The sequence below is a fragment of the Paraburkholderia xenovorans LB400 genome, from assembly GCF_000013645.1.
Lineage (GTDB): Bacteria > Pseudomonadota > Gammaproteobacteria > Burkholderiales > Burkholderiaceae > Paraburkholderia > Paraburkholderia xenovorans.
Genome location: NC_007951.1, coordinates 1,121,949 through 1,147,449, shown reverse-complemented (window position 1 = coordinate 1,147,449; position 25,501 = coordinate 1,121,949). Strand labels below are relative to the sequence as shown.

The 25,501-nt window shown below is 64.6% G+C and carries 22 protein-coding genes, 1 tRNA gene and 1 pseudogene; 9 read left to right on the top strand and 15 right to left on the bottom strand.

The features are described from left to right. Nucleotides 1-50 precede the first annotated feature (50 nt). Together BXE_RS04990 and map are read right to left on the bottom strand one after the other, a co-directional pair. Nucleotides 51-584 carry a GNAT family N-acetyltransferase gene (locus tag BXE_RS04990; protein WP_007175865.1) on the bottom strand — a complete coding sequence of 178 codons (534 nt, stop codon included), beginning with the start codon at nucleotides 582-584 and terminating at the stop codon, nucleotides 51-53. 173 nt (nucleotides 585-757) lie between these two features. Then, entirely contained in the window at nucleotides 758-1,543 is a 786-nt protein-coding gene (gene map, locus BXE_RS04985) for a type I methionyl aminopeptidase (protein WP_011487304.1), read from the bottom strand. Between the two features lie 401 nt (nucleotides 1,544-1,944). Here map and BXE_RS04980 point away from each other — a divergent pair, with 401 nt between their 5' ends. Then, nucleotides 1,945-2,922, top strand: a complete 978-nt coding sequence (locus BXE_RS04980) for a ferritin-like domain-containing protein (RefSeq protein ID WP_011487303.1) — start codon at nucleotides 1,945-1,947, stop codon at nucleotides 2,920-2,922. A gap of 139 nt (nucleotides 2,923-3,061) precedes the next feature. After that, nucleotides 3,062-3,598, top strand: a complete 537-nt coding sequence (locus BXE_RS46875; RefSeq protein WP_011487302.1) for an alpha/beta hydrolase — start codon at nucleotides 3,062-3,064, stop codon at nucleotides 3,596-3,598. A 51-nt stretch (nucleotides 3,599-3,649) separates the two neighbouring features. Here BXE_RS46875 and BXE_RS04970 read toward each other — a convergent pair whose 3' ends face one another. The 8 genes from BXE_RS04970 to BXE_RS04935 form a co-directional block, all read right to left on the bottom strand. Then, nucleotides 3,650-4,162, bottom strand: a complete 513-nt coding sequence (locus tag BXE_RS04970) for a chalcone isomerase family protein (protein ID WP_011487301.1) — start codon at nucleotides 4,160-4,162, stop codon at nucleotides 3,650-3,652. Nucleotide 4,163: 1 nt separating this feature from the next. Further along, a complete protein-coding gene (locus BXE_RS04965; RefSeq protein ID WP_011487300.1) occupies nucleotides 4,164-5,375 on the bottom strand; it encodes an SAM-dependent methyltransferase in 1,212 nt (403 codons plus the stop codon). 12 nt (nucleotides 5,376-5,387) lie between these two features. Then, a complete protein-coding gene (locus tag BXE_RS04960; RefSeq protein ID WP_049782221.1) occupies nucleotides 5,388-6,176 on the bottom strand; it encodes a DUF1365 domain-containing protein in 789 nt (262 codons plus the stop codon). An 86-nt stretch (nucleotides 6,177-6,262) separates the two neighbouring features. After that, nucleotides 6,263-7,564 carry an NAD(P)/FAD-dependent oxidoreductase gene (locus BXE_RS04955; RefSeq protein ID WP_011487298.1) on the bottom strand — a complete coding sequence of 434 codons (1,302 nt, stop codon included), beginning with the start codon at nucleotides 7,562-7,564 and terminating at the stop codon, nucleotides 6,263-6,265. Nucleotides 7,565-7,841: 277 nt separating this feature from the next. After that, nucleotides 7,842-8,549, bottom strand: coding sequence for a hypothetical protein (locus tag BXE_RS04950; protein ID WP_038456725.1), 708 nt, complete (start codon nucleotides 8,547-8,549; stop codon nucleotides 7,842-7,844). Nucleotides 8,550-8,930: 381 nt separating this feature from the next. After that, a tRNA-Ser gene (locus BXE_RS04945) sits at nucleotides 8,931-9,020 on the bottom strand. A 184-nt stretch (nucleotides 9,021-9,204) separates the two neighbouring features. Continuing rightward, complete coding sequence (gene serS / locus BXE_RS04940; RefSeq protein ID WP_011487296.1) at nucleotides 9,205-10,500, bottom strand: serine--tRNA ligase; 1,296 nt, start codon at nucleotides 10,498-10,500, stop codon at nucleotides 9,205-9,207. 305 nt (nucleotides 10,501-10,805) lie between these two features. Beyond that, nucleotides 10,806-12,119 carry a replication-associated recombination protein A gene (locus tag BXE_RS04935; protein WP_007175872.1) on the bottom strand — a complete coding sequence of 438 codons (1,314 nt, stop codon included), beginning with the start codon at nucleotides 12,117-12,119 and terminating at the stop codon, nucleotides 10,806-10,808. A gap of 281 nt (nucleotides 12,120-12,400) precedes the next feature. Here BXE_RS04935 and cytX point away from each other — a divergent pair, with 281 nt between their 5' ends. Further along, on the top strand, nucleotides 12,401-13,717 hold the full coding sequence (gene cytX, locus BXE_RS04930; protein ID WP_011487294.1) for a putative hydroxymethylpyrimidine transporter CytX: 1,317 nt from the start codon (nucleotides 12,401-12,403) through the stop codon (nucleotides 13,715-13,717). Between the two features lie 66 nt (nucleotides 13,718-13,783). Here the strand turns inward: cytX and speB are convergent, their stop codons facing one another. After that, nucleotides 13,784-14,773: an agmatinase gene (gene speB / locus BXE_RS04925; RefSeq protein ID WP_038456728.1), complete on the bottom strand. Its 990-nt coding sequence runs from the start codon at nucleotides 14,771-14,773 to the stop codon at nucleotides 13,784-13,786. Between the two features lie 169 nt (nucleotides 14,774-14,942). On the opposite strand from speB, the gene BXE_RS04920 reads away from it, so the two are divergent. Beyond that, entirely contained in the window at nucleotides 14,943-15,863 is a 921-nt protein-coding gene (locus tag BXE_RS04920) for a LysR family transcriptional regulator (RefSeq protein WP_011487292.1), read from the top strand. Nucleotides 15,864-15,945: 82 nt separating this feature from the next. On the opposite strand, the gene lolA is transcribed toward BXE_RS04920, so the two are convergent. Together lolA and BXE_RS04910 are read right to left on the bottom strand one after the other, a co-directional pair. Further along, nucleotides 15,946-16,680: an outer membrane lipoprotein chaperone LolA gene (gene lolA, locus BXE_RS04915; protein ID WP_011487291.1), complete on the bottom strand. Its 735-nt coding sequence runs from the start codon at nucleotides 16,678-16,680 to the stop codon at nucleotides 15,946-15,948. A gap of 230 nt (nucleotides 16,681-16,910) precedes the next feature. After that, nucleotides 16,911-19,226, bottom strand: a complete 2,316-nt coding sequence (locus tag BXE_RS04910; protein ID WP_011487290.1) for a DNA translocase FtsK — start codon at nucleotides 19,224-19,226, stop codon at nucleotides 16,911-16,913. A 346-nt stretch (nucleotides 19,227-19,572) separates the two neighbouring features. Here BXE_RS04910 and trxB point away from each other — a divergent pair, with 346 nt between their 5' ends. The 3 genes from trxB (at nucleotide 19,573) to BXE_RS04895 (ending at nucleotide 22,145) form a co-directional block, all read left to right on the top strand. Beyond that, nucleotides 19,573-20,574 carry a thioredoxin-disulfide reductase gene (gene trxB, locus BXE_RS04905; RefSeq protein WP_011487289.1) on the top strand — a complete coding sequence of 334 codons (1,002 nt, stop codon included), beginning with the start codon at nucleotides 19,573-19,575 and terminating at the stop codon, nucleotides 20,572-20,574. Nucleotides 20,575-20,752: 178 nt separating this feature from the next. Next, entirely contained in the window at nucleotides 20,753-21,511 is a 759-nt protein-coding gene (locus BXE_RS04900; RefSeq protein WP_011487288.1) for a Smr/MutS family protein, read from the top strand. 13 nt (nucleotides 21,512-21,524) lie between these two features. Then, entirely contained in the window at nucleotides 21,525-22,145 is a 621-nt protein-coding gene (locus BXE_RS04895) for a trimeric intracellular cation channel family protein (RefSeq protein ID WP_035516978.1), read from the top strand. Nucleotides 22,146-22,223: 78 nt separating this feature from the next. Here the strand turns inward: BXE_RS04895 and BXE_RS04890 are convergent. Next, nucleotides 22,224-22,409: pseudogene (locus BXE_RS04890) on the bottom strand (flagellar hook protein FliD); the annotation flags it as partial. 102 nt (nucleotides 22,410-22,511) lie between these two features. On the opposite strand from BXE_RS04890, the gene BXE_RS04885 reads away from it, so the two are divergent. Continuing rightward, nucleotides 22,512-23,171, top strand: coding sequence for a glutathione S-transferase family protein (locus BXE_RS04885; protein WP_011487287.1), 660 nt, complete (start codon nucleotides 22,512-22,514; stop codon nucleotides 23,169-23,171). Nucleotides 23,172-23,342: 171 nt separating this feature from the next. Further along, on the top strand, nucleotides 23,343-24,260 hold the full coding sequence (locus tag BXE_RS04880) for a LysR family transcriptional regulator (RefSeq protein ID WP_011487286.1): 918 nt from the start codon (nucleotides 23,343-23,345) through the stop codon (nucleotides 24,258-24,260). Between the two features lie 77 nt (nucleotides 24,261-24,337). Here the strand turns inward: BXE_RS04880 and BXE_RS04875 are convergent, their stop codons facing one another. After that, nucleotides 24,338-25,453, bottom strand: coding sequence for an ABC transporter ATP-binding protein (locus tag BXE_RS04875; protein ID WP_011487285.1), 1,116 nt, complete (start codon nucleotides 25,451-25,453; stop codon nucleotides 24,338-24,340). Nucleotides 25,454-25,501 lie beyond the last annotated feature (48 nt).

Here is a 25,501-nt window from a genome sequence, read left to right as displayed (position 1 = left end):
AGAAGACACGAATGGGAATCGAGCGGCAGGCTGTCGCGCCGCTCGCGAGATCACTGCTGAAACACCTGCGAAGTGGTCGGCACGTGACGCACCAGCAGACTTTCCGCCTGGTCCGGTGCACGCGCGACGCGCCGGTGTTCGCCGGTCGGACCGAAGCCGAGCGCCTCGTAGAAGCGCATGGCGTTGCGGTTGGCGTCGGCGACCCACGCATAGACTTCCGTGGCGCCTTCATTCGCGAGCCATGCGGCGGCCGAATCGACCAGCAGCTCGCCACCCCGCAGATGCCGCACGGCCGGCGCCACCCATAGCTCGCAAACGAATGCGCGGCGCGCGGCGGTGTCGTCGAAATGCGCTTCGATCAGCCCTGCCGGATGACCCTCGGTATAGAGAATGAAGGTGGTAACAGTGAAGGAAACCGCATGATCCGCGGCGGTGGCGTCGAAACTGGCGGCGTCGGCCGACAACGCGTCCTCAAGCGTGGCGCCGAAGGCATAGGGTGCCTCCCGCAGCGACGCAGTACGGAGTTCGCGGAAAACGGCGCCCTGATCAGCGGCGATACGGCGAACGGTCAATGACGGACTCATGCAGACGAAAACCCCTTGAAACCCTAAGGCGTAGCTTTAACCGAACCGGCGCGAGAGTCAAATCATTCTTTACCGGATTGTGGAACCACGCACGGAGCGCACGCAGACTCAGCAGCATTTCGCGCGCCCGCCGGGCGGCAGATGCAGCCGCGGGCAGCGCGCCCTTTGCACGCTCAAGGCGCTTCGTAGCGGCCGGTGCCGTCCGGCCACGGCGTCAGCAGCTCATAGCCCTCGTCGGTGACGGCGACCATGTGTTCCCATTGCGCCGACAGCGAGCGGTCTTTGGTGACCACGGTCCAGCCGTCGCGCAGCACCGTGGTGCCGGCGCGGCCGGCGTTGATCATCGGCTCGATCGTGAAGACCATGCCCGGCTTCAGGCGCACGCCCTGCCCCGGCTGGCCGTAATGCAGCACCTGCGGCTCTTCGTGGTAGACCTTGCCGATACCGTGCCCGCAATAGTCGCGCACGATCGAGAAGCCGTCGCGCTGCGCGATCTTCTGGATCGCATGGCCCACGTCGCCGAGCGTTGCGCCTGGCTTCACTTCGCGGATGCCGGCGAGCATCGCTTCATAGGTCGTGTCGATCAGCTGGCGCGCCACCGTACTCGGCTGGCCGACGCAATACATGCGGCTCGTGTCGCCGAAGTAGCCGTCCTTGATGATCGCCACGTCGATATTGATGATGTCGCCGTCTTTCAGGACTTCGCCGCGATTGGGGATGCCGTGGCACACCACCGAGTTGACCGACGTGCAGATAGTCTTCGGAAATCCCAGATAGCCGACATTTGCCGGAATCGACTTTTGCGTATTGACGATGTAGTCGTTGCACAGTGCGTCCAGCTCTTCAGTGGAGACACCGGCCTTGATGTGCTCGCCGATCATCGCCAGCACGTCGGCCGCGAGGCGGCCCGAAATGCGCAGCCTGGCGATGTCGTCGGGAGTCTTGTAGGTAATGGCCATGAATTCGGTCGATGTGGGTCGAATAGGAAAGTCGATGTTCAATCGATCGGCCAATTGTACAGAGGATCGCCGCGAGGCTTGCGCAAACCGCGCCATTCTTGCCGAATGGAGCGGTGCGCGGCGGCGTCGAGCGGCATGCTCGACCGACTCCCCGCAGCAATGCACTTCGTGCTGCACACGCAAACAGAAATCTTTTGCGGGGTCTGCATCTGGCAGGGTATTCGCCCCGTAAAGGCGAATGAGGACTCGCTCTTCTCCCTTGATCATGAGTTCTTCCCAGAAGAACGGGGGCCTCTTTACGTCCGCGATCTTGCGTCCTGGCAGTGTGAGAGCAGCAGATGCGCGCGCGTATGCGCCGCGAGTCCGCGGCATCGGCAGCGAACCAATTGAGGAGCATCGCCATGTCGGAGTCCAGCAATAAATCAGCATCCCTTATTGAAATATTTGACCGGCGTGCCACGCGCCGCCTGCAACGCAGACAGTTCTTTCGCAACGCGGGAGGGTTGAGTCTCGGACTCGTCGGCGGCACGCTGATCAGCGCGTGCGGCGGTGGTTCGGGCTCGCTCGCATCGGCCCAGAGCGCGCCGACCGACGCGGAGATCCTGAACTTCGCACTCAACCTGGAGTACCTCGAATCGCAGTTCTATACGTACGCTACGACCGGTGCCGGGCTTGCCGCGAGCATGACCGCCGGCGTCGGCACGATGGGCGCGGTGATTCCCGGGCAGCAAGTGCCCTTCCAGGATCCGGTGGTCAAGGCGTACGCTAACGAGATCGCCAACGACGAGCGCGAGCACGTCACCTTTCTGCGCAGCGCGTTGGGTTCGGCCGCGGTTGCCATGCCGGCGATCGACATCGGCGGCACCGATCCGAACGGCGCGTTCTCGAACGCGGCGCGCGCGGCGGGCCTCGTGCCCGCGGGCACGCCGTTCAATCCGTACGCGAACGACAACAACTTCCTGCTCGGCGCGTACATCTTCGAGGACGTCGGTGTGACTGCCTATAAAGGCGCCTCGCCGCTCATCACCAACAAGACGTTCCTCGAAGCGGCGGCCGGCATTCTCGCCGCCGAGGCCTATCACGCCGGTCTGGTCCGCACGGTGCTGTACTCGAAAGGTATCGACATGACGGGGCTCGTCACGGCCGCCAACGCGATTTCAGCCGCACGCAACAGCCTCGATCACAACGGCCACGACGATCAGGGCATCACCGGCGCGAGCGCCGGCACGTCCAACATCGTGCCGCTCGACAGCAATGGACTTGCATTCAGCCGCAGCTACAGCAACGTCCTCAACATCGTCTATCTGACGAGTTCGGCGGCGACCAAAGGCGGCTTTTTCCCGAATGGCGTGAACGGTTCGCTGAACATGAGCGCCTGAGTCGCGTTTTCCGTTGTGTCGGTTGTACCGGCCACGGGCCGCCGCGACGCCCATCGCGCTCAACCCGTCGGCCGGCGTCGTGCAGGTAATGTCTTGAACGCCCAACCGCCTGACCACTTGAGCACGTACAGGAGCCGCCATGAACGAAGCGATGAGCCAGGGCGCCTTGCGCGCCGCGAGTCAACCGATCAACTTCGTAGAAGGCGACGAGCCGCCGATCTTCCTCGCGGCCGGCCAGCGCGATACGACCGTCGATCCGGGCAACACCGACCGGCTCGCGGCGAAACTGCGAGCCTCGGGGGACACGGATGTCGAAGTGAAGCACTATCCGGGAGTCGGGCATGCGCTGCTGGTGGGCGCGATTGCCGGACCCCTGCGCGGCTTCGCGCCGGTACTCGACGATACGAGTGCGTTTATTCACGCACAGATGAGCCAGGAAACGCCGCGGGCGCGTGACGATGCCGTTGGCGCGCGACCGTTGCCGGCCTCTTCCGGCGCGCAGAGCAACGTTTATCAGATGCGCCGGCAACGCACGAAGGCTGCGACCGCGCCGTGCGACGGCCAGGCGTCGGCGCGCGCTGCCGGCGGCGATGCCGACGCCAACGCCAACGCCAATGCCAATGCCAATGCCAATGCCGCTTGCCCGAGCCAAAGCAACCCCGGCCACAACGACTAAGCGCGGCTGCACCGCACCTCACGGCAATGCAGCCCTCGACGCCGCCGCGACCTACTGCCCCGCGCCGAGCAATTGCCTGCGCAAGACAGGCGCCCTCGTCGACGGATCGAGCCAGATGCCGAAGAAGGCCCGCGCGAATGCCAGATCGTCGACTTCGCCGGTCATACGCTCGCCTGCATAAAAACGCACGCCCTTGTCCGGCAGATAGACCGCGCTCAACTGGTCGCCGGGACCGACGTCCACGAACGCCTGCATCATGTTCGCACGCCAGCGCGCCAGCGTATCCGCCGGAATCGGCGCGGCCGCCAGGCGCCTGATCTCGCCGATGCCGGTGTCCGCGAGGCGCTCGCGTTTGACACCGTGCGCGTAGACGATATGCAGCGCGAAGCGCTCGTCGTAATCGACCGGCACGCGCTCGCTCCACATTTGCGCGCGATACAGCGTGAAGCCGAGCACGCTGAAATCCCCTTCGCCGACGAGTTTCGCCGCCTGCACGTCGCCACGCCAGCCGGCGCACGCCGCGCTCGCCCACAACGCGAACACGAGTGCCGCGAACGCGCGCACGTCAGTCCGCCTGCGAGAGGACGAACTGCATCACGTCCGTGCGCCCTTCGTCGAAGCCAGCTTCGCAATACGCCAGATACAGCCGCCACGTGCGCACAAAAATCTCGTCGAAGCCTTGCGTGCGGATCGCGTCGAGTTGCGCTTCGAAGGCGCCGCGCCAGCGTCGCAAGGTTTCCGCGTAGTCCCGGCCGAATGCGAGCGACGTGCAAGCGGCCAGCCCGCCACGCCGCGCCGCCTGAGCGAAGCGCTGCGGACTCGGCAACATGCCGCCCGGGAAGATGAACTCGCGAATGAAATCGCTCGTCGCGCGATACGCGGCAAAGTGCGAGTCGTCGATCATGATGGTTTGCACCAGCGCGCGAGCGCCCGGCCGCAAACGTTCGCGCAGAATGCGGAAATACGTCGGCCAGAACTTTTCGCCGACCGCCTCGAACATCTCGATCGATACGATGCCGTCGTACTGACCGGTCAGGCTGCGGTAGTCGCGCAGTTCGAGTTGCACGCGCTCGCTCAGGCCCGCTTCGCGCACGCGCTGCCGGCCGAAATCGAGTTGCGCCGGCGAGATCGTCACGCCGTGCACGTGAATGCCCTGGCGTGCCGCGTGCATCGCAAAACCGCCCCACCCGCAGCCGATTTCCAGAATGCGCATGCCTTCGCGCAACCCGAGCGTATCAATGATCCGTTGATATTTCGCATGCTGCGCGTCTTCGAGCGATTGGCGCAACTTGCCGCCGAACACCGCGCTCGAATAGGTGAAGCTCGGGTCGAGCCACTGCGCGTAAAACGCGTTGCCGATGTCGTAGTGCGCGTGAATATTGCGCCGGCTGCCCGAGCGCGTGTTCGGCCTCAGCCTGTGGCGCAGCCCGTACCAGAGTTGCGCGAGCCAGCCGCCATACACCGTGCGCTGCAAAGCGCGCTCGTTGCGGATCGCGACACGCAGCAGCGCGGCCAGGTCGGGCGTATCGACCCAGAACGCACGCCATGCGTCGGCGAAACCGATATCGCCTTTGCGCAGAATCGCGCCGCACGCGCGCCAGTCGCGCATTTCCAGGCGCGCGCCGGGCGCTGCGTGCGGATCGCCGAATACGCGCTGTTGGCCGTCCGGTGTGATCAGGATCAGATGCCCCACCTGGATCCGCTCGAGCAGGGAGAGAAACAGTCGGCCTGACGCGGGGGCCGTCTGGTGCCCGCTCAGGGTTCTGGAAAGCGCCATGACGGAATCTCCTCAATCGGGCGAAACGGAGCGCGCAGCGGCGGTGGGTTGGCCGCCTGCGGCGTGGTCGGTGGACGCGTCGGCGCTGCGGCCCGGCGCGGGATTCTTCCCGTAGAACGGCGCGTTCCTGAGAGCAAGCCGCAAGGCCTGCCAGTGAATTCTCGCCACGACGCCGACCGTCAGCAGCGGCTGGCGCAGCAGCGCGGCGAGCGCGGTCGCGCGGGTCAGCGGCGTCAGGCGGCCGCCTAGTGCGGTGCGCAGCAGCAGGCCGTCCGCGTCGTGATAGTCGATCGAAACCGACGCGCTGTTGGGCGATTCCTTGATGCGGAAGGTATAGCCGCCCTCCACACGACAAAACGGCGACACGTGCAGCACTTTCCGGCACATGAGCCGTGTTTCCGCCGTGATCGGTGCGTTGCCGTCCGCGCTCAGCAGATAGCCGTGGCGTTCGCCGAAGGTATTGCGCACTTCGGCCAGCAGCGCACGCAACCGGCCGTCGCGATCGTGACAGAACCAGAAGCTGACCGGATTGAACGCGTAGCCGAATACGCGCGGGAAAGCTTGCAACCAGATCCGGCCGTTCGCTTCCTCGATGCCGGCTTGCGATAGTTGCGCGCGCATCCAGGTGGCGAGGTCGCTGCCATCGCGCGGACCGTGGTCGCGCTGATGCAGACTGAGCGGCCGCCATCGGTCGATGCCGAACCAGCCGCTATCGAGCGAGCTCAGCCGGTCCAGGTCGCAGCGCACGTAAAACACCGGGTAGGTGAAGCGATGATGCTTCGGCCGCAGACGCTCGTGCATCACCTTGCCGGTCAGAAGCCAGGCGGCCGGAGCGGGGGCGGCGCTGTCGCCACGCTTAGTGGTGTCGCTGTTCCTGCCCGGCGGCTTCATGGCGTCGCCCATGCCGGCAAGGCGCCGAAATCCGCGGCCACGCGCAACGCCGACTTCAGTCCGTCCTCGTGGAAACCGTAGCCCGTCCACGCGCCCGCGAACCACGTGCGGCGCTTGCCTTGCAGCGAAGGCAGACGGTGCTGCGCATCGATAGCGGCCAGATCGAACAGCGGATGGTCGTAGACGAAGCGGCGCAATTCGGTGCCCGGCGCCGGCTGGGCCACCGGGTTGAGCGTGACGACGAGCGGCGTGCTGAACGGCAGCGGCTGCAACTGATTGACCAGATAGCTGACGCACACCGGATGCGTGCCGTCCACACCGCGGCTGCCCAGGTAATTCCACGCCGACCACACGCGCTGCCGCCGCGGCAGCAGATTGACATCCGTATGCAGCACCGCGACGTTCGGTTGATAGCGCACGGCGGCGAGTACACCGCGCTCGTCCTGATCGACGTCTTCCAGCAGGCGCAGCGTGGTCGGCGCGTGCGTGGCGAGCACCAGCGCATCGAAGCGCTCGGTGCCGCCGTCGGTGTACACGTCGACGCCGTCGGCGCCGCGCCGCACGCCACGGACCGCCGTGCCGATGCGGACATCGTCGAGCGTGCCGGCTATCTGCCTCACGTATTCCCGGCCGCCGCCTGCCACTGTCCTCCACTGCGGCCGGTGGTTCACCTGCAGCAACGCGTGGTTCAGACAGAAGCGCAGGAACGTCGTGGCCGGGAACGCGAGGATGTCCGCGGTGGCGCTCGACCAGATCGCGGCGGCCATCGGCAGCAAATATTGCCGCTGGAACGCGCCGCCGTAACCGCTCTCGGTCAGCAACTCGCCCATCGACGCGCGCGTTTGAATCGCCAGTTCGAGGTTGCGTTGCGCGCTGCCGTTAAAGCGCACGATGTCGCGCAACATGCCGATGAAGGTCGGCGAAAACAGATTTCGACGCTGCGCGAACACCGTGTTCAGGCTGGTGCCGGCCCATTCGAGGCGGCCCGCGTCGAGCGAAACCGAGAAGGTCATGTCGCTCGGATGCGACCGGACGCCCAGTTCGGCGAACAGCGCGATCAGGTTCGGGTAGGTGCGGTCGTTGAACACCAGGAAGCCGGTGTCGACGGGATGGCGATGGCCGTCGAGCGTGACGTCCACGGTGTTGGTGTGGCCGCCCAGATAGCCGGCCGATTCGAACAGCGTGACGCGATGGTTGCGCGCGAGCAGATAGGCGCTGGCCAAGCCCGAGATACCGGCACCGATGACCGCGACCCGCGAGCCGCGCGGCAGTGGTGGGGTCGGTGCGGAATGGGGCATGGGCGCGTCTCCTGATCGGCGGCGCGCGGTCGGTTAGTGGGCTGTGCGGCGAGGGTTGCGCGTCCTTGAGGGGATTTACGCAGCCGGGAGTGAATTGGATGCAAAGGAGTGGATCGAGCCATTTGATGCGACAGGTCCCGGCGGCCTGATGGTGCGAAGGCAGGTGATGCCATTTCGCGGCAGTCCTCATCACCCAGCATGTGGATGCGGACAGTTGGGCGGCGCCGCTTGACCGCACCGCCGCTGTCCGCCGTATTCACCTGGCGGGCACTTCGGTTCAAGTCTTGCTGCTTGCGTTTGTGCCGGGTCGGGGCAGCGTGAAATCCAGGGTGCCGCGGCCAGAATTGAGGTCCACGTCGATCCCTTTTGCGTCCGGCGAACCCGGATCGACGTTGGGCCAGGACAGATGGAACCACGTGCCCTTGTCGTCGGTGATCGCGGCGTAGGTGCTCCCGTCCGGCGCGAAGCTTTCCTGAAACACGTGTGTGCCGTTGCCGTCGAATATATCGATGCCCGCGAGGTCGTCCCGATCGTCGAATTGCACGTACTTGCCCGGGGGAACGGACGGAGGCGGTTGAGGCACGAAGATGTCCTTCATCTTTCCATTTTCGTAGTAAGTGAAGGTGGTGGGCGACCCGGCTTGCGGATTCGGCGGAGGGACGGCGGATCTTTGCGGGTCAGGTCTGTCGATCGAAAAGCCGTCGTGCGATCGCTTTCCCGTCACCGGGTCGCTGGGGCCGAACAGTTCGAACTCCGTGCCGAGTTCGGTATCGGTCACGAAGTATCGACTCCCGTCCCGCCCGATGGTCTCCCGCGAGTGTCTGCCGTTGCCGTCAAAGTTTTCCATGCTCCGCAAGTTCCCTTGGTCGTCGAAGTGCAGGTACCGGCCCGGAGGAACGGGCGAAGGCGACTGCGGTATGAAGTCGTTGCGATGTCCGGTCTGGTCGTAGGTTACGGTCGGCGGCGGAATATTCACGTTGGTCACGGAGGATCCTCGTTGCAGTGGAAAGGAAGTTGGGAGTCCGAGGCTTTGAATTCGGGAAGCCCTGTTTGCTGGATGAACCAGGGGCATATTCGAATGTTGCAGTGGGCAATGGGTAGTGCATACGCATTGCGTCTCGACGTGATGAGGCGCACCTCTGACCGGCTGCGGGAGATGAAGCGGTGACCAGGCTAACGAAAGGGCTGAGGGAAATGCGTGGCTACGCTAACTAAGGAAACGTGCGGGGTTGTCCGCCGCGCCCGACAGCCATTGTGCGCGAGCCTGTCCGCATTTTTGATAGCGCTGCCGTCTGTTTGAGAGTCGGCTGGTGAGTCGGAAAGCAAAAGCCCCGCAGAATTTTCATTCTGCGGGGCTTTCTAAATTTGGCGGAAAGGGTGAGATTCGAACTCACGGTACCCCTAAAGGTACACTGGATTTCGAGTCCAGCGCATTCGACCACTCTGCCACCTTTCCGTGTCTTCCAACTCGCAACAACCGTACTGCAGGGCCGCTACCAGGTCAGATCCAAGCGGGTCGTTGCTTGGGAGAGAAAGATTATAGAACAGCTGAATTCGATTTCCAAGCCCCTCGTCAAAAATTTTTCAAAGAGGCTCGGCGACCACCTGGCAACCGTTCACGGCAACCCGCCGTGCTCAAATCAGGCAGCCGGTAATTCCAGCCGTTCCAAACCGCCAAGGTACGGACGCAACGCCACCGGCACAGTGACCGAACCATCGGCGTTCTGGAAATTTTCCAGTACCGCCACGAGCGTGCGACCGACGGCCAGACCCGACCCATTCAGCGTATGCACCAGCTCCGGCTTGCCCTGCGCATTGCGATAACGCGCCTGCATGCGGCGAGCCTGGAACGACTCGGTATTCGAACAGCTCGAAATTTCGCGATACGTATTCTGCGCCGGCACCCACACTTCCAGGTCGTACGTCTTGGCTGCGGAAAAGCCCATGTCGCCCGTGCACAGCGTAATCACGCGGTACGGCAGTTCCAGCTTCTGCAGAATCGTCTCCGCGTGGCCGACCATCTGTTCCAGCGCGTCGTACGAAGTCTCCGGCGCGACGATCTGCACCATCTCGACCTTGTCGAACTGATGCTGCCGGATGAGGCCACGCGTGTCGCGGCCATACGAGCCCGCTTCCGAGCGAAAGCACGGCGAATGCGCGGTCAGCTTGATCGGCAGCGCGTCCGCTTCGAGAATGCTGTCGCGCACCGTGTTCGTCAGTGAAATTTCCGACGTGGAAATCAGATATTGCGTGACCGTATTTTCGTCACCGCCCTTCTCGACGCGGAACATATCGTCGGCGAACTTCGGCAGTTGGCCGGTGCCGTACAGAATCTCCGGATTCACGATGTACGGCGTGTAGATCTCCGTATAGCCGTGGTGCTGCGTGTGCGTGTCGATCATGAACTGCGCCAGCGCGCGATGCAACCGCGCAATCTGGCCGCGCAGCATGGTGAAGCGCGCGCCCGAGAGCTTCGCGCCGGTCTCGAAGTCGAGCCCGAGCGGCGCGCCGACATCCACATGATCCTTCACCTCGAATTCGAACTGGCGCGGCGTGCCCCAGCGGCGCACTTCCACGTTTTCGGTTTCGTCCTTGCCCAACGGCACGCTTTCGTGCGGCAGGTTCGGCACGCCGAGCAGCAGGTCCGACAAACGCTTCTGGATCTCGTCGAGCCTGGCCGCCGACGCCTTCATCTCGTCGCCGATACCACTCACTTCAGCCATCACCGCCGAGGTGTCCTCGCCCTTGCCTTTCAGCGCGCCGATCTGTTTCGACAGACTGTTGCGGCGCGCCTGCATCTCTTCGGTACGGGTCTGGGTATCGCGGCGTTCCGCTTCGAGCGCGGTGAAGGCCGCCACGTCGAGGGTATAGCCGCGGTCGGCGAGGCGTTTGGCGACGCCGTCGAGGTCTTTGCGCAGCAACTGAATGTCGAGCATGGAATGGGGCGGATGTTCGTTGTATGAAGATGGGATTTTAGCGCACCGGCGCGGGCGGCCGGTGCGTTAGATGGTCAGCGTGTGCGCAAAGCCGACCGGGCGGGCGCCGCTGCGCGAGACAAGGTGCGAACCGACGCGCTCAATGAGGCGCATTGCGAAGCGCAAACAGACTGCACGATGAGGTAAAGACCGGGCCGCGAAACCAGGCGAGAAACAGGGCAAAAAAACAAGGCGCAAAACGAGCCGCGCAACGCGCCACAAACCGAACGACGAAAAAAAGACCCCCGGCAACGCACCGGACCGGCTCACCCCTTCTTCGGCTTGTTTTCGCTGCGCCACTGCGCGTCCAGTTCGGCCAGACGCGCCATCTTGTCGCCGATCTTCCCCTCCAGGCCACGCGGCGTCGGTTCGTACCAATGCGGATCGCGCATGTTCTCGGGCAGATAGGTCTCGCCGGCCGCGTACGCGTCGGGTTCGTCGTGCGCGTAGCGGTATTCGTGACCGTAGCCGAGCTCCTTCATCAGCCTGGTGGGCGCGTTGCGCAGATGCACCGGCACGCCGCGCGACTGGTCTTTGCTGACGAAGCGGCGCGCCTCGTTATACGCGTTGTACCCGGCATTGGACTTCGGCGCGACCGCCAGATAGATGATGGCCTGCGCGAGCGCCAGTTCGCCCTCAGGCGTGCCGAGGCGCTCGTACGTTTCGGCGGCGTCGAGCGCGATGCGCGCGGCGCGCGGATCGGCGAGGCCGATATCTTCCCACGCCATGCGCACGATGCGGCGCGCCAGATAGCGCGGGTCCGCGCCGCCGTCGAGCATGCGGCAGAACCAGTACAGCGCGCCGTCCGGGCTGCTGCCGCGCACCGATTTATGCAGCGCGCTGATCTGGTCGTAGAATGCGTCGCCGCCTTTGTCGAAGCGCCGCAGGTTTTCGGCGAGCGCGCTGCCGAGTAAGGCGCCGTCGATCTCGGTGGTCTTTTGCTGTGACGCCGCCCGCGCGACGATTTCCAGGTTGTTCAGCAGCTTGCGGCCGTCGCCGTCGGCGGAACCGATCAGCGCGTCACGCGCTTCGTCGGTGAACGTGAGGCCGCCGAGTTCCTTTTGCGCGCGCTCGAGCAGCTCGCGCTGCTCTTCGTCGGTCAGGCTTTTCAGCACGTAGACGGCGGCACGCGAGAGCAATGCGCTATTCACTTCGAACGACGGATTCTCGGTCGTCGCGCCGACGAACACGAACAGCCCCGACTCCACGTGCGGCAAGAACGCGTCTTGCTGGCTCTTGTTGAAACGATGCACTTCGTCGACGAACACGAGCGTCTGATGCCCGTTCGCGCGATGAATCTGCGCGGTCTCGACGGCCTCGCGGATATCCTTCACGCCCGAGAGCACCGCGGACAGTGCGATGAATTCGGCGTGAAACGCATCGGCCATGAGCCTGGCGAGCGTGGTTTTACCGACACCGGGCGGGCCCCAGAGGATCATCGAATGGGCTTCGCCGGATTCGAACGCGACCCGCAACGGCTTGTTCGGGCCAAGCAGATGCTTCTGGCCGATCACTTCGTCGATATTGCGGGGCCGCAGGCGTTCGGCGAGCGGAACATTGGCACGGGTTTCTTCAAACATGACGTTTTGGGGATAATCTCGGCTTTTCCGGACGCGGTCCGTGTGAAGGCGGCGTACTGCCGGTGAGCCACGCCAGCACGCAAAAGTGCGGGCAACGTCCTGCATTATGACAGTGACGGCGCCCGGACGAAGGCGGCGCACTGCGCCGGGACGAGTCGGGCGGCGCGACCCGTGCAAAAATCCGGCAAAGTACGACGCAACGGGGCACGTAATCGAAGCCCCAGCCGCGGACATGACAGCAGATGCAACATCGCAGGCAACACCAACAGGGACAAGACCAGATGGCACAAGATCCACTCGCCGGCGACGCCGGTTCCACTTACGCACCGCTCACGCCGGTGCCCGACGCGCGACGCGCGTTCCGCACCGGCGACGCGTTCGCGCTCTGGTTCTCGCTCGGCATCGGCCTGCTGGTCGCGCAGGCGGGTGCGCTGCTGGTGCCGGGACTGTCGCTGCCGCATGCGTTGCTGGCCATCGTTATCGGCAGCGTGATCGGCGTGGTGCTGCTCGCTCTCGCGGGCGTGATCGGCACGGATACGGGGCTTGCGGCGATGTCGTCGTTGCGGCCGACGCTCGGCGTGCGCGGCGCATCGGTGCCCGCCGTGCTGAACGCGGTGCAACTGGTCGGCTGGGGCTCGTTCGAGGTAATCGTGATGCGCGATTCCGCCGACGCCCTCGCCAAACAGGCCTTCGGCCTCTCCATGCCGCTCATCTGGACGGTGATCTTCGGCCTGCTCGCGACGCTGCTGGCGATCAGCGGGCCGCTCTCGTTCGTGCGGCGCTTTCTGCGCACGTGGGGCATCTGGCTGTTGCTCGCGGGCGCGGCGTGGCTGACATGGAACCTGCTCGCAAAACACGATCTCGCTGCGCTGATGCAGCGTCCGGGCACGGGCGAGATGTCGTTCGGCGGCGCCATCGATCTGGTGGTCGCCATGCCGCTGTCGTGGCTGCCGCTGATCGCCGATTACACCCGCTTCGGCCGGCGTGCCGGTGAGACGTTCCGCGGCACGCTGCTCGGCTACGGCATCGCCAACATCTGGTTTTACGCGCTCGGCGCGGTCTACGGCCTCGCGGCAGGCGGCGGCGACGCGCTGCTGACGAGCGCGCTGGCGCAAGCCGGCGGCGGTCTCGCCCTGCTGCTGATCCTGATCGACGAAGTCGACAACGCGTTCGCCGACATTCACTCCGCCGCGGTATCGACGGGCACGTTCTGGACGCGCGGCAGCGTGCCCATCCTGTCGGCGGCATTCGGCGCGCTGTGCACGCTGATCGCGCTGCTCGTGCCGATGGCGAAGTATCAGAACTTCCTGCTGCTGATCGGCTCGGTGTTCGCGCCGCTGTTCGGCGTGGTGCTGGTGGATCACTTCATCGTGCGCAAGCGCCGTATCGAAGCCGCGGTTCTCGCCGACGTACGCGGCCGTTACGGCTTCTCGGGCGGCTGGCATCTGAGCGCGTTTCTCGCGTGGGCCATCGGCATCGTCGCCTATCAGGCGATCAATCAATGGCTGCCGAATCTCGGCGCGACGCTGCCCGCGCTGGTGATCGGCGCGGTGTGCTATCTGGCGTTCGTGTCGGCACGCAAGACGGCGTATGCCTGATTGAACTAACTCCACGGTTAAACGGAAAGGCCTGCAATTGCAGGCCTTTCCGTTTGCGCGGTCACTTCAGCGGGTGGACGCCCGATACTCGACGCCCGGCAACACACACAGCAATTCGAACGCGAGATTCGCGCCGAGCAGCGCGGTCGTGCCGAACGGATCGTATGGTGGCGCGACTTCGACCAGATCGCAGCCGACGATATTCAGCCCACGCGAGCCGCGAATGATTTCCAGCGCCTGCGGCACCGTCAAACCCGCGATTTCCGGGGTGCCCGTTCCCGGCGCAAAAGCCGGATCGATCCCGTCGATGTCGAACGTGATGTACACGGGGCCGTCGCCCATGCGCTCGCGCACACGCGCCATCAGCGGCGCGAGCGACTGGTTCCAGCAGGCCTCGGCCTGCACGACTTCGAAACCCTGATCGCGGCACCAGTCGAAGTCCTCCGCCGCGTAACCCGTGCCGCGCAAACCGATCTGCACGACGCGCCCGCAATCGAGCAAACCCTCCTCCACCGCGCGGCGGAACGGCGTGCCGTGCGCGATCTTCTCGCCCATCATCGTGTCGTTGACGTCGGCGTGCGCGTCCACGTGAATCAGGCCGACCTTGCCGTGCTTGCGATGCATCGCGCGCAGGATCGGCAGCGCGATGGTGTGATCGCCGCCCAGCGTGATCGGCTTGCAATCGTGCTGGAGAATTTCGTCGTACGCGGTTTCGATGCGCGCGATCGAATCGTGCAGGTTGTACGGGTTGATCGCGACGTCGCCGAGATCGGCCACGCGCAGCGAATCGAACGGTGCCGCGCGCGTCGCCATGTTGTACGGACGCAGCAGCACGGACTCGCTGCGGATCTGGCGCGGCCCGAAGCGCGCGCCCGTGCGGTTCGAAGTGCCGAGATCGAACGGCACACCGACGAAGCAGGCGTCGAACCCTTCGGCGGAGCCGACGTTCGGCAGCCGCATCATCGTTGCGATGCCGCCGCAGCGGGGCATGGCGTTGCCGGACAGCGGCTGCGGCCGTTCGCCAGCGTCAGGGTGAATGAAGGAAGAGGTATTCATCGTGTCTCGGCAATGAAAAAAGGCAGCACGGAAAATCATGCAGACCGGCCGAGGAGAAGCGTCTGAACCGCACCTTGCCGGGCGAATCTCGATTCTTGAGCAGTTTCCCAGAACTTAAAATACCTACGGCACAAACTTCACATTGATTCCCGGCGATGTATCCTGACCCATGTTCTCCCAACTCACCGATCTCGACCTGCGGCTGATCCGCGTGTTTCTCGCCATTGTCGACGCGGGCGGCGTCTCGCCAGCCCAGGCGACCCTCAACGTCGGCCAGTCCACCATTAGCACGCAACTCGCCACGCTGGAAACGCGGCTCGGCTACCGGCTGTGCGAGCGTGGCCGCGGCGGCTTCAGTCTGACCGCGCGCGGCGAACAGTTCATCGACGCCGCCCGCGCGCTGCTGTCGGCCGTCGACACCTTCGGCATGCAGGCGCGCAACGTGGGCCGCAAGCTGGTCGGCACGCTCGATATCGGCATGATCGGCCACACGCCGGTGTCGGCGAGCGCGCGTATCAGCGACGCGATCGGCCGGTTCCGGGCACGCGATCAGTCGGTGCGGTTTTCGGTTCTGGTGCGCTCTCCCGGCGAGCTGGAAGAACTGCTGCTCAATGGGCGGATTCAGATCGGCATCGGCTATTTCTGGCACCGCGTGCCGTCGCTCGAATACACCGAGATGTTCGCGGAAGACCAGTTCGCTTATTGCGCGAAAGGCCATCCGCTGTTCGCGCAAGGCGGCGAGGTGACGGCCGCCGAAGCCGCGCAGCATGAATGGGCGTGGCGCAGTTATCCGCTGCCCGAAGCCGGGAGTTCGACCAGGCCGCAAAATGTCACCGCCGTCGCGGACAACATGGAAGCGGTCGCGATGCTGGTGCTCTCCGGACATCATCTCGGCTACTTGCCGGGCCATTTCGCGGCGCCGTTCGTCAAGCAGGGACTGCTCGTCGCGCTGAATCCGGCGCAGATGCGCTACCGCGTCGCGTTTCATATGGTCACGCGGGCGCGGCAGCATCGTACGGATATCGTCGAAGCGTTTATCGACGATATGAAGGCCGCGCATCCGGTGCAGGTTTTGCAGATGGATGAGTAGCGGCCAGGCCCAGCGGCCTGCGATGAAAAAAGCCGCGCACGAAGCGCGGCTTTCTGCCCATCACCTGTCGCCCGCAGGCGGCTTAGCCGTTGATCACGTCCGCGCCCTTCGGCACCGTGAACTTGAACGCGTCGGCCGGCAGCGGCGGGTTCTTCTGAATGTTCGAGAAGGTCAGCAGCGTGACGTTGCCGAACACGTCGTGCAATTCCATCGCTTCCAGATTGCCATCCTTGAAGCCGATGCCCACGCGCTGGAACTGCGTGTCTTTCGCCTTCGGCGTCAGTTCGAGCCAGTCGATGCCGGCCTTCACGCCGGCGTCGCGCAGCGTGAAATTCTTGTCGAGATCGTTGCTGCCGAACAGGATCGCCGCCGGGCTCGCGCCGAGCGCGCCGCCGAGGCTGCGCACCGTCACCTGATTCAGATCCTTGTCGTACACGAAGAGCTTGTCGCCGTCTGCCTGCAGCAGTTGGGCATAGGGCTTCTCGTATTGCCAGATGAACTTGCCGGGACGCGCGAACGTGAAGGTGCCGCTCGACGTGCCGGTCTTGCCGGCGCCCGTGGTGGACAAGGTACCGCTTGCGCCCTGTGCCTTGCTCGGCGCCCGCACTTCCTGCTGCACGAAGGTGCCGCGCGCCGAATGCACCTGCGCGACGAACGCCTTCAGTTGCTCGGTGCCGCTCGCGAACGCCTGCGATGCGAACAGCACCGACGCGCCGATCGCCACACTGCCCACGCTACGCACGAGGGTCCGCGCGAGCTGACCGAAACGGCCGGATTGAGCATTCTCCCGAGCGTGCTGCTGCGCGAATAGCTGCATGTAGTTTTCTCCCTTGATTGAATTCGTTGAGCGGTCGTGACCGCCTGCTTGCGCATTGGGCGATGCCTGGTGCCCATTGGCGAGGGGCTGCGGCGAACCAGCGAGCCTGCGTCCCATCCGCCGCGCTCAAGCGTGTCTGGGGAGCTTAGCCAACCGGCCTTAAACCAGCCTTAGGATAGCGGCCGGCGCTTTGACGCCGCAAAGCATGGCTCGCCGAACGAGCCGTCGGCTCACTCCGCTTCCCGCGCCGGCGCCAGAATCTCGCGATTGCCGTTCGACGACATGGCCGACACCACGCCCGAGTTCTCCATCTGCTCGAGCAGGCGCGCCGCGCGGTTATAGCCGATGCGCAAATGCCGCTGCACCAGCGAGATTGACGCGCGGCGGTTCTTCAGCACCACGTCGACCGCCTGGTCGTATAACGGGTCCGACTCGCCGTCGCCCGATCCGGTTCCCCCCGCGCCTGCCGAGCCTTCGTCGCCCTCGCCCGTCACGCCGCCTTCGAGAATGCCTTCGATGTAGTTCGGCTCGCCCTGTTCCTTGAGCTTGTCGACCACGCGATGCACTTCCTCGTCCGACACGAACGCGCCGTGCACGCGCACCGGCAAACCGCTACCCGGTGGCAGATACAGCATGTCGCCCATGCCGAGCAGCGATTCCGCGCCCTGCTGGTCGAGAATCGTGCGCGAGTCGATCTTCGAGGACACCTGGAACGCCATTCGCGTCGGCACGTTGGCCTTGATGAGGCCGGTAATCACGTCCACCGACGGACGCTGCGTTGCCAGAATCAGATGGATGCCGGCCGCGCGCGCCTTCTGCGCGATCCGCGCGATCAGTTCTTCGACCTTCTTGCCGACCACCATCATCAGGTCGGCCAGTTCGTCGATCACCACCACGATGTTCGGCAGGCGCGTGAGCGGCTCCGGATCGTCCGGCCTGAGGCTGAACGGATTCGGCAGCTTTTCTTCGCGCTTGGCGGCTTCGTCGATCTTGTTGTTGTAGCCGGCGAGGTTACGCACGCCGAGCTTGCTCATCAGCTTGTAGCGGCGCTCCATTTCCGCCACCGCCCAGTTCAGCGCGTGGCCGGCCTGGCGCATGTCCGTCACCACTGGACACAGCAGATGCGGAATGCCTTCGTACACGCTCATTTCCAGCATCTTCGGATCGATCAGGATCATGCGGACCTGATCGGCGCTCGCCTTGTAGAGCAGCGACAGGATCATCGCGTTGATGCCCACCGACTTGCCCGAACCGGTCGTACCCGCCACCAGCAAGTGCGGCATCTTCGCGAGGTCGGCGCACACCGGTTTGCCGCCGATGTCTTTACCCAAACCCATTGTCAGCGGCGACGCAGCGTCCGCATACACGGCCGAGCCGAGAATCTCGGAGAGGCTCACGGTCTGACGGCGCTGGTTCGGCAACTCCAGCGCCATGAAATTCTTGCCCGGAATCGTTTCGACCACACGGATCGACACGAGCGAGAGCGACCGCGCGAGGTCTTTGGCGAGACCGACGATCTGGCTGCCCTTCACACCCGTGGCCGGCTCGATTTCATAGCGCGTGACCACCGGGCCGGGATACGCCGCGACCACGCTCACATCGACACCGAAGTCCTTGAGCTTTTTCTCGATCAGGCGCGAGGTGAATTCCAAAGTATCCGCGGAGATGGTTTCCTGCGCGACGGGCGCGGCATCGAGCAGCGAAATGGGCGGCAAGGTGGAGTCGCCCGGCAGGTCCGTGAAGAGCGGCACCTGGCGTTCCTTCTCGACGCGTTCGGACTTGGCCGGCGTGATGACCGGCGGCACGATCATGACCGGCTCGTGCTCCTCGATCCGCACGCGGCCCTTCTCGACCTTGCCTTCGCGCTTCACGGCGGCCGCTTCGCCGAGCTTGCGGTCGCGGCCGGCCTCGCGGCGCAGCTTCGCGAAGGTCACGGCGGAAATAATGGATTCGCCAACCTTCTCCGACACCGACAGCCACGAAAAGCGGAAATACAGCGACAGGCCGATGCCGAGCACGATCAGCAGCGCCAATGTGCCGCCCGTGAACCCCAACGCATGCGACACGCCGCGCGCGACCGCCTCGCCGATCACGCCGCCCGGCGCGCGCGGCAACTGTACTTTCAGCGACCACATGCGCAGGGCCTCGATGCCGTCGCACGCCAGCAGCACTAGCATGAAGGCGAACGCATCGGCCAGCCAGCTCACGTCGCGCGGTGCGTCTTCCGGCAATTCCTCTTGACGGGTGATGCGCCTGTAGTTCGCGGAGATATGACGGCCGAGCAGCACGATCCACCAGTAGGCGGACAGGCCGAACAGCAGCAGCAGGATGTCGGACGTCCACGCGCCGACGCGGCCCGCCCAGTTGGCGATATGGTCGACCTGCGCGGCGTGGGTCCAGCTCGGATCGCGCCTGCTGTAGCTGACGAGCGCCATGAGCAGGAATACGCCGAGCGCCACCTGCAGGATCCAGCGGATTTCGGTGAAGAGGCGCGACATGCGGTGCGGCAATGCCTGCGCGCTCGCGGAATAGGGAGCTTTTGCCATTGATCCTGTTGCGTGTGTGCCCGATTCCCGGCCTGGATTGTCGCCTGGGCCGTGGCCGAGCCTCACCCAGCGGGGCTTCAGGCCCGATCCCGGCTTCCGGGAACTTCGATCCGGCCTATTGTAAACGCAGTGTCCCGCGTGAGGCTGTAAATGACGGTAACTTGGCCGTTTGGCCACAGAAAGGCGTTGCGGGGCGCGCCGCCGACGCTATCGGCGCGATCGGAAAGCTTCATGGAGCAGGCCGGCGCCCCGCCCTTTATAATGCCGCACTGATACCCAACTATAGTTCCAGCTCAAGTCGCGCGGCCTCGCATGGGCGAGCCGGGCGCCGTAAAAGGATTCGATCATGCCCGCAACTTCCACGAAACACGCCAAGGTTCTGATTCTCGGTTCCGGTCCCGCCGGCTACACGGCAGCGGTCTACGCGGCGCGCGCAAACCTCGCGCCGGTGCTCGTCACGGGCCTCGCCCAGGGCGGCCAGCTCATGACCACGACCGACGTCGAAAACTGGCCTGCCGACGCCAACGGCGTGCAAGGCCCGGAACTGATGGCGCGCTTTCTGGAGCACGCCGAGCGCTTCAACACCGAAATCATTTTCGACCACATTCACACGGCAAAGCTGGACGAGAAGCCGATCCGCCTGATCGGCGACTCGGGCGAATACACCTGCGACTCGCTGATCATCGCGACCGGCGCATCGGCGCAATACCTCGGCCTGCCGTCGGAAGAAGCGTTCATGGGCAAGGGCGTGTCGGCTTGCGCCACCTGCGACGGTTTCTTCTACAAGCAGCAACATGTGGCCGTGATCGGCGGCGGCAATACTGCGGTCGAGGAAGCCCTCTATCTGGCCGGGATCGCGAAGAAGGTGACCGTGATCCATCGCCGCGACAAGTTCCGCGCCGAGCCGATCCTGATCGACCGTCTGCTGGCCAAAGAGAAAGAAGGCATTGTCGAGATCAAGTGGAACCACACGCTCGACGAAGTGACCGGCGACCAGTCCGGCGTGACCGGCCTGCGCATCAAGCACACGCAGACCGGCGAAACCACGGACCTCGCGCTGCAGGGCCTGTTCGTCGCGATCGGCCACAAGCCGAACACGGACATTTTCGCGGGCCAGCTGGAGATGAAGAACGGCTACATCATCACCAAGGGCGGCCTGAACGGCTTTGCAACCGCCACCAGCGTGCCGGGCGTATTCGCCGCAGGCGACGTGCAGGACCACGTGTACCGCCAGGCAATCACCAGCGCGGGCACGGGCTGTATGGCCGCGCTCGACGCGCAGCGCTATCTGGAAACCATCGACGAGATGGCCGGCGAACACGCCATGAGCCAGGAAGCCGGGCGTTGATCGGCCGCGCCGGTCCGCGAACCGGCCGGGAAGATTAGCGCAACGGTAAAATGGCGGCTGGGCATGGCCCGGCCGCCTGCTCGAACAAGGCCGCGGCTGAACAGCCGGCGGCCTTTTTGCTTTCCGGTCGCAAACAAACGCCGCGCGACCGAACTCCTTTTCTGCGTGTATTGCCGATATGCCGAAGAATCAGCCCCATCCGAGCGAACCGAAGCGCGCGCGAGCCGTCGCGCGGCCCGCGCCCGAACCGGCTGCACCCGCCGTCAAACCGAAGCTCGAACCGGCGGCCGGTCTCGCGGGCCTCGGTGCGTTGCGCGACGCGCTAAAAGTCGACGCGCAACGGCGCGAGCGCGAACGGGCCGCCGCTGCGGCCGCGCAGCGCGAAGCCTCGGCGGACGCCGATCTGTTTCGCCGCGAGATCGGCCCGGTCGCGCCGCTAGCCGTACCGCCGCGCGCCACGCTGCCGCGCAATCCCCCGCCGCCGTTGCCGGTGCAAACCCGGCTCGATGAAGAAGCCGTGCTGCACGAAGCGATCTCGGACGAGTTCGATCCCGAAGTCCTGCTCGAAACCGACGAGACGCTGTCCTACTGCCGCCCCGGCGTGAGTCAGGAAGTCGTGCGCAAACTGCGGCGCGGCGACTGGATCGTGCAGGCGCAGATCGACTTGCACGGCATGCGCCGCGAGGAAGCGCGCGAGGCGCTGGCGGAGTTCATCCGCGAGTCGGTGAAACGCGGCTTGCGGTGTTTGCGCGTGATTCACGGCAAGGGTCTCGGATCGATCGGCAAGGAGCCGGTGCTGAAAGGCAAGGTGCGCGCGTGGCTCGTGCAGAAGTCCGAGGTCATTGCGTTCTGCCAGGCTCGACCGCATGACGGCGGCGCCGGCGCGGTGGTGGTTCTGCTGCAGCCTGGCGCCGTGCCGGCGCACGCCAGATCCTGACGGAGCCGCGGTGATCCATCCGAGGCTGACGCTCGCGCTGACCATCATGGAAGCGCTGGCGATTTTCGCGTACGCCATTTCCGGTTTCATCGAGGCCAGAAGCCGCCGGCTCGACGCGGTCGGCACGTTTCTCGTGGCGATCGCCACGGCCTTCGGCGGCGGCACGTTGCGCGACGTGCTGCTGGAGCGTCGGCCTTTTTATTGGGTCGAGCATCAGGATTATCTGATCGCGATCTTCGTGATGTCGCTGTTCGCGCCGACGCTGCTGAAAATGACCTCGCGCCTGCTTTCCGAACGGGTTTTGCTGGTGGCGGATGCGATTGGCCTTGGGCTTTTCAGCATCGCCGGCACGTCGATCGCGCACGACGCGCAAATGCCGTGGTTCACCTCGGTGATGATGGGCGTGCTGACGGGAGTTTTCGGCGGCGTGATCCGTGACGTGCTATGTAACGAAGTGCCGCTGATTCTGCGCGACTCGCGGCCTTATGCGACCTGCGCTTTCGTCGGTTGCTGGCTGTATGTGCTGCTGGATTACTTCGACTTCGACACGGTCTATAGCGTGCTGATCGCCACCGCCTTTATCCTGCTGGCAAGGCTGGTGACGTTCCGGTTCGATGTCAGGTTGCCGCACTAACGGGCGGTGACGAGCGGCACGGCTCGCCTCACTGTACGGCGCATTGCCCGCGAACGGACACTACGCCGTATTTCAAACTTACTTGTTGGTCGCCAGCGCGCCCGCGCTCTTCGAGCCGCCGAACAGCGCCGTCAGGTACGCCGAGTTGTTGTTCATGGTCGCCATCAGCGTGTTCAGCGCGGTGAACTGGCTCTGATACTGCTTCGTCAATTGCGTGGCGTCGTCGCTCAGCTTGCTCTGCTGCGCGGTGACACTCTTCCGATCGTCGTCGCTGTGTCGATTCGCGCCGCCGCCATTCGTCGTGAGGTTGACGGCCCCGCGCCGCCGTCGCGCACCCAACCGCCACAATCGACCAAGGTGACCACGATGCCCCTGACGCTCTATGCCCATCCGTTCTCCTCTTACTGCCAGAAGGTCCTGACCGCGCTCTACGAGAACGGCACACCATTCGAGCTACGCCTGCTGGCGCACGACGACCCGCAAGTCATGGCCGAATTCGCCGCGCTCTGGCCGATCAAGCGGTTTCCGCTGCTGGTGGACAGCGGCCGGACCGTGTTGGAGTCGAGCATCATCATCGAATATCTGGGCCTCTATCACCCCGGGCCGGTACCGCTGCTGCCGGCCGACGCCCGCGCCGCGCTCGAAGTGCGCGGCATGGACCGCTTCTTCGACAACTACATCTCGACTCCGCAGCAAAAGATCGTCTACGACAGCATGCGCCCCGAGCCGCAACGGGACCCGCACGCCGTAGCCGACGCGCGCGCCATGCTCGACACCGCGTATGGCTGGCTGGACAAGGTGATGGCAGAACGCGAATGGGCCGCCGGCGACACCTTCAGCCTCGCCGACTGCGGCGCCGCGCCGTTCCTTTTCTATGCCGACTGGACGCACGCCATCGGCGCGGCCTTTCCGCATGTGCTGGCTTACCGCAAGCGGCTGTTGGCGCGGCCGTCGTTCGCACGCGCGGTGGACGAAGCGCGCCCCTATCGCGCGTTTTTCCCGCTCGGCGCGCCGGACCGGGATTGAGCGCAGCCGCACGGCCGCGGCTGGGACCGCGGCGGCTGCTGCGGCGGCCACGGGCAAACCGCAACACGAGCGCTGGCAAGCCGCCCATTCTTACCCTTTGGGACAACAATTTTTCCAACCTATACACTTCACTTCGACACCCACTTCCGCCAATCACCCACAAGGCAAAACATGGACCGTTTCGAAGCGATGGAGATATTTACGCGTGTGGTCGAGGCGAACAGCTTCACCAAAGTATCCGAGTCGCTCGACCTGCCGCGCGCCAAAGTCAGCCGCACCATCCAGGCGCTGGAGGAACACGTCGGCGTGCGTCTGCTGAACCGTTCGACGCGCCAGGTCAGCGTCACCGAAGACGGCGCGCTGTTCTACGAGCGCTGCGTGCGCATCCTCGCCGAAGTCGCCGAGGCCGAGTCGTCGCTGTCGAACAAGCGCGAAAATCCGGCCGGCACGATCCGCGTGGATACGTCCGGCACGCTGGCCCGCGCGCTGCTGCTGCCCGCGCTCGACGACTTCTACCGGCAATACCCCGAGATCGACGTGCGGCTCGGCCTCGCCGATCGCAACATCGACCTGATTCAGGACGGCGTGGATTGCGTGATCCGCATGGGCACGCCGGAAGAGTCGAGTCTCGTGGCGCGGCGGATCGGTCAGGCGCGCATCGTCACATGCGCGTCGCCGGCGTATCTGGAGAAATACGGCGAGCCGACCACGCTCGAAGCGTTGAGCGAACATCGCGCGGTCAATTACGTGTCCGCGCGCACGGGCAGAACGTTTCCATTCGAATACGAAGTGGACGGCGAACTCGCCAAGGTCACGCTGAAAAGCGTGCTGGCGGTAAACGACGGCTCCGTGTACATCGGCGCGGCCGTGCTCGGTCACGGCATCATCCAGCCGTCGCGCTTCATGGTCTCCGACCTGATCAACCAGGGCGCGCTGAAGGAAATCCTCACCACCTACACGAGCCCCGGCACGCCGCTATCGGTGCTCTACGCGCATCGCCGCAATCTGAGTTCGCGGCTGCGCGCGTTCATCGAATGGGTGACCGAGCTGGCGCGCAACAATCCGGATCTGCATATTGCGGAGCAGTGAGGCGACGCCGCACCAGGCAAAAGCCCCATGCATTTTGCAATGCATGGGGCTTTTTGAACACAATCCGAACGTTGCGATCAGGCGATCCGCTCTTCGTTGGTCGGATCGAACAGCACCGCCTTCGAGGTATCGAACAGCAGCGTCGTGTTCGTCAGCGGCTGCGGATTCGAAGCCGGGTGCACGCGGCTCACGATGCGCTTGCCGTTGATCTGCGCGAACACCAGCGTGTCCGGGCCGGTCGGCTCGATCACGTCGACCTTCACTTCGATCGGTTGCAGCTTCGCGTTGTCGCCATGCGCGCCGCGCGCGTCGGTGATGCGTTCCGGACGCAGGCCGAGAATCACGTCACGGCCCACGTGCGACTTCACCTTCGCGGAGTCGAACGGCAGGTTCAGCGCCGTGCGCGCGACACCCGTATCGAGTTCGAGCGCCACGCCCGCGCCCTGGTCGACCAGCTTGCCCTGGATGAAGTTCATCGGCGGCGCGCCGATAAAGCCCGCCACGAACAGGTTCGACGGCGAGTCGTAGATGTCCTGCGGCGCGCCGAACTGCTGCACGATGCCGTCTTTCATCACCGCGATGCGGTCGCCGAGCGTCATGGCTTCGATCTGATCGTGCGTCACGTAGACGATCGTCGTGCCGAGGCGTTGATGCAGCAGCTTGATTTCCGAACGCATCTCGATACGCAGCTTCGCGTCGAGGTTCGACAGCGGTTCGTCGAACAGGAACATGACCGGATCGCGCGCCAACGCACGGCCCATTGCCACGCGCTGACGCTGGCCGCCGGACAGTTGGCCCGGCTTGCGATCCAGCAGGTGCGTGATCTGCAGCGTGTTCGACACGCGCTCGACGATCTGCGCCTGCTCCTGCTTCGGCACCTTGCGGATGTTCAGGCCGAACGAGATGTTCTCGCGCACCGTCATGGACGGATACAGCGCGTACGACTGGAACACCATCGCGATATCGCGATCTTTCGGCGACAGGTTGTTCACCGTCTTGCCGTCGATCTGGATCTCGCCCTTGGTCACGGTTTCGAGGCCGGCAATCATGTTGAGCAGCGTCGACTTCCCGCAGCCCGAACCGCCGACGAGAATCAGGAACTGGCCGTCTTCGATGTCGATGTTGACACCCTTCAGAACCGGCACCCCGTTCGGGTAAGTCTTGTACACGTCACGGATGGAAAGGCTTGCCATGCTGTGAATCCTCTTGTCTCTGGTACTGCTTGAAAACTTTGTCGGGTG

Coding starts and splice junctions, on each gene's coding strand:
- BXE_RS46875 (WP_011487302.1), top strand. CDS start 3,062: ATGAACGAAGCGATGAGCCAGGGCGCCTTGCGCGCCGCGAGTCAACCG.
- map (WP_011487304.1), bottom strand. CDS start 1,543: ATGGCCATTACCTACAAGACTCCCGACGACATCGCCAGGCTGCGCATT.
- BXE_RS04910 (WP_011487290.1), bottom strand. CDS start 19,226: ATGGCAAAAGCTCCCTATTCCGCGAGCGCGCAGGCATTGCCGCACCGC.
- BXE_RS04920 (WP_011487292.1), top strand. CDS start 14,943: ATGTTCTCCCAACTCACCGATCTCGACCTGCGGCTGATCCGCGTGTTT.
- BXE_RS04965 (WP_011487300.1), bottom strand. CDS start 5,375: ATGGCGCTTTCCAGAACCCTGAGCGGGCACCAGACGGCCCCCGCGTCA.
- serS (WP_011487296.1), bottom strand. CDS start 10,500: ATGCTCGACATTCAGTTGCTGCGCAAAGACCTCGACGGCGTCGCCAAA.
- BXE_RS04900 (WP_011487288.1), top strand. CDS start 20,753: ATGCCGAAGAATCAGCCCCATCCGAGCGAACCGAAGCGCGCGCGAGCC.
- trxB (WP_011487289.1), top strand. CDS start 19,573: ATGCCCGCAACTTCCACGAAACACGCCAAGGTTCTGATTCTCGGTTCC.
- BXE_RS04955 (WP_011487298.1), bottom strand. CDS start 7,564: ATGCCCCATTCCGCACCGACCCCACCACTGCCGCGCGGCTCGCGGGTC.
- BXE_RS04935 (WP_007175872.1), bottom strand. CDS start 12,119: ATGTTTGAAGAAACCCGTGCCAATGTTCCGCTCGCCGAACGCCTGCGG.
- BXE_RS04990 (WP_007175865.1), bottom strand. CDS start 584: ATGAGTCCGTCATTGACCGTTCGCCGTATCGCCGCTGATCAGGGCGCC.
- BXE_RS04885 (WP_011487287.1), top strand. CDS start 22,512: ATGCCCCTGACGCTCTATGCCCATCCGTTCTCCTCTTACTGCCAGAAG.
- BXE_RS04875 (WP_011487285.1), bottom strand. CDS start 25,453: ATGGCAAGCCTTTCCATCCGTGACGTGTACAAGACTTACCCGAACGGG.
- BXE_RS04980 (WP_011487303.1), top strand. CDS start 1,945: ATGTCGGAGTCCAGCAATAAATCAGCATCCCTTATTGAAATATTTGAC.
- speB (WP_038456728.1), bottom strand. CDS start 14,773: ATGAATACCTCTTCCTTCATTCACCCTGACGCTGGCGAACGGCCGCAG.
- BXE_RS04880 (WP_011487286.1), top strand. CDS start 23,343: ATGGACCGTTTCGAAGCGATGGAGATATTTACGCGTGTGGTCGAGGCG.
- lolA (WP_011487291.1), bottom strand. CDS start 16,680: ATGCAGCTATTCGCGCAGCAGCACGCTCGGGAGAATGCTCAATCCGGC.
- cytX (WP_011487294.1), top strand. CDS start 12,401: ATGGCACAAGATCCACTCGCCGGCGACGCCGGTTCCACTTACGCACCG.
- BXE_RS04960 (WP_049782221.1), bottom strand. CDS start 6,176: ATGCACGAGCGTCTGCGGCCGAAGCATCATCGCTTCACCTACCCGGTG.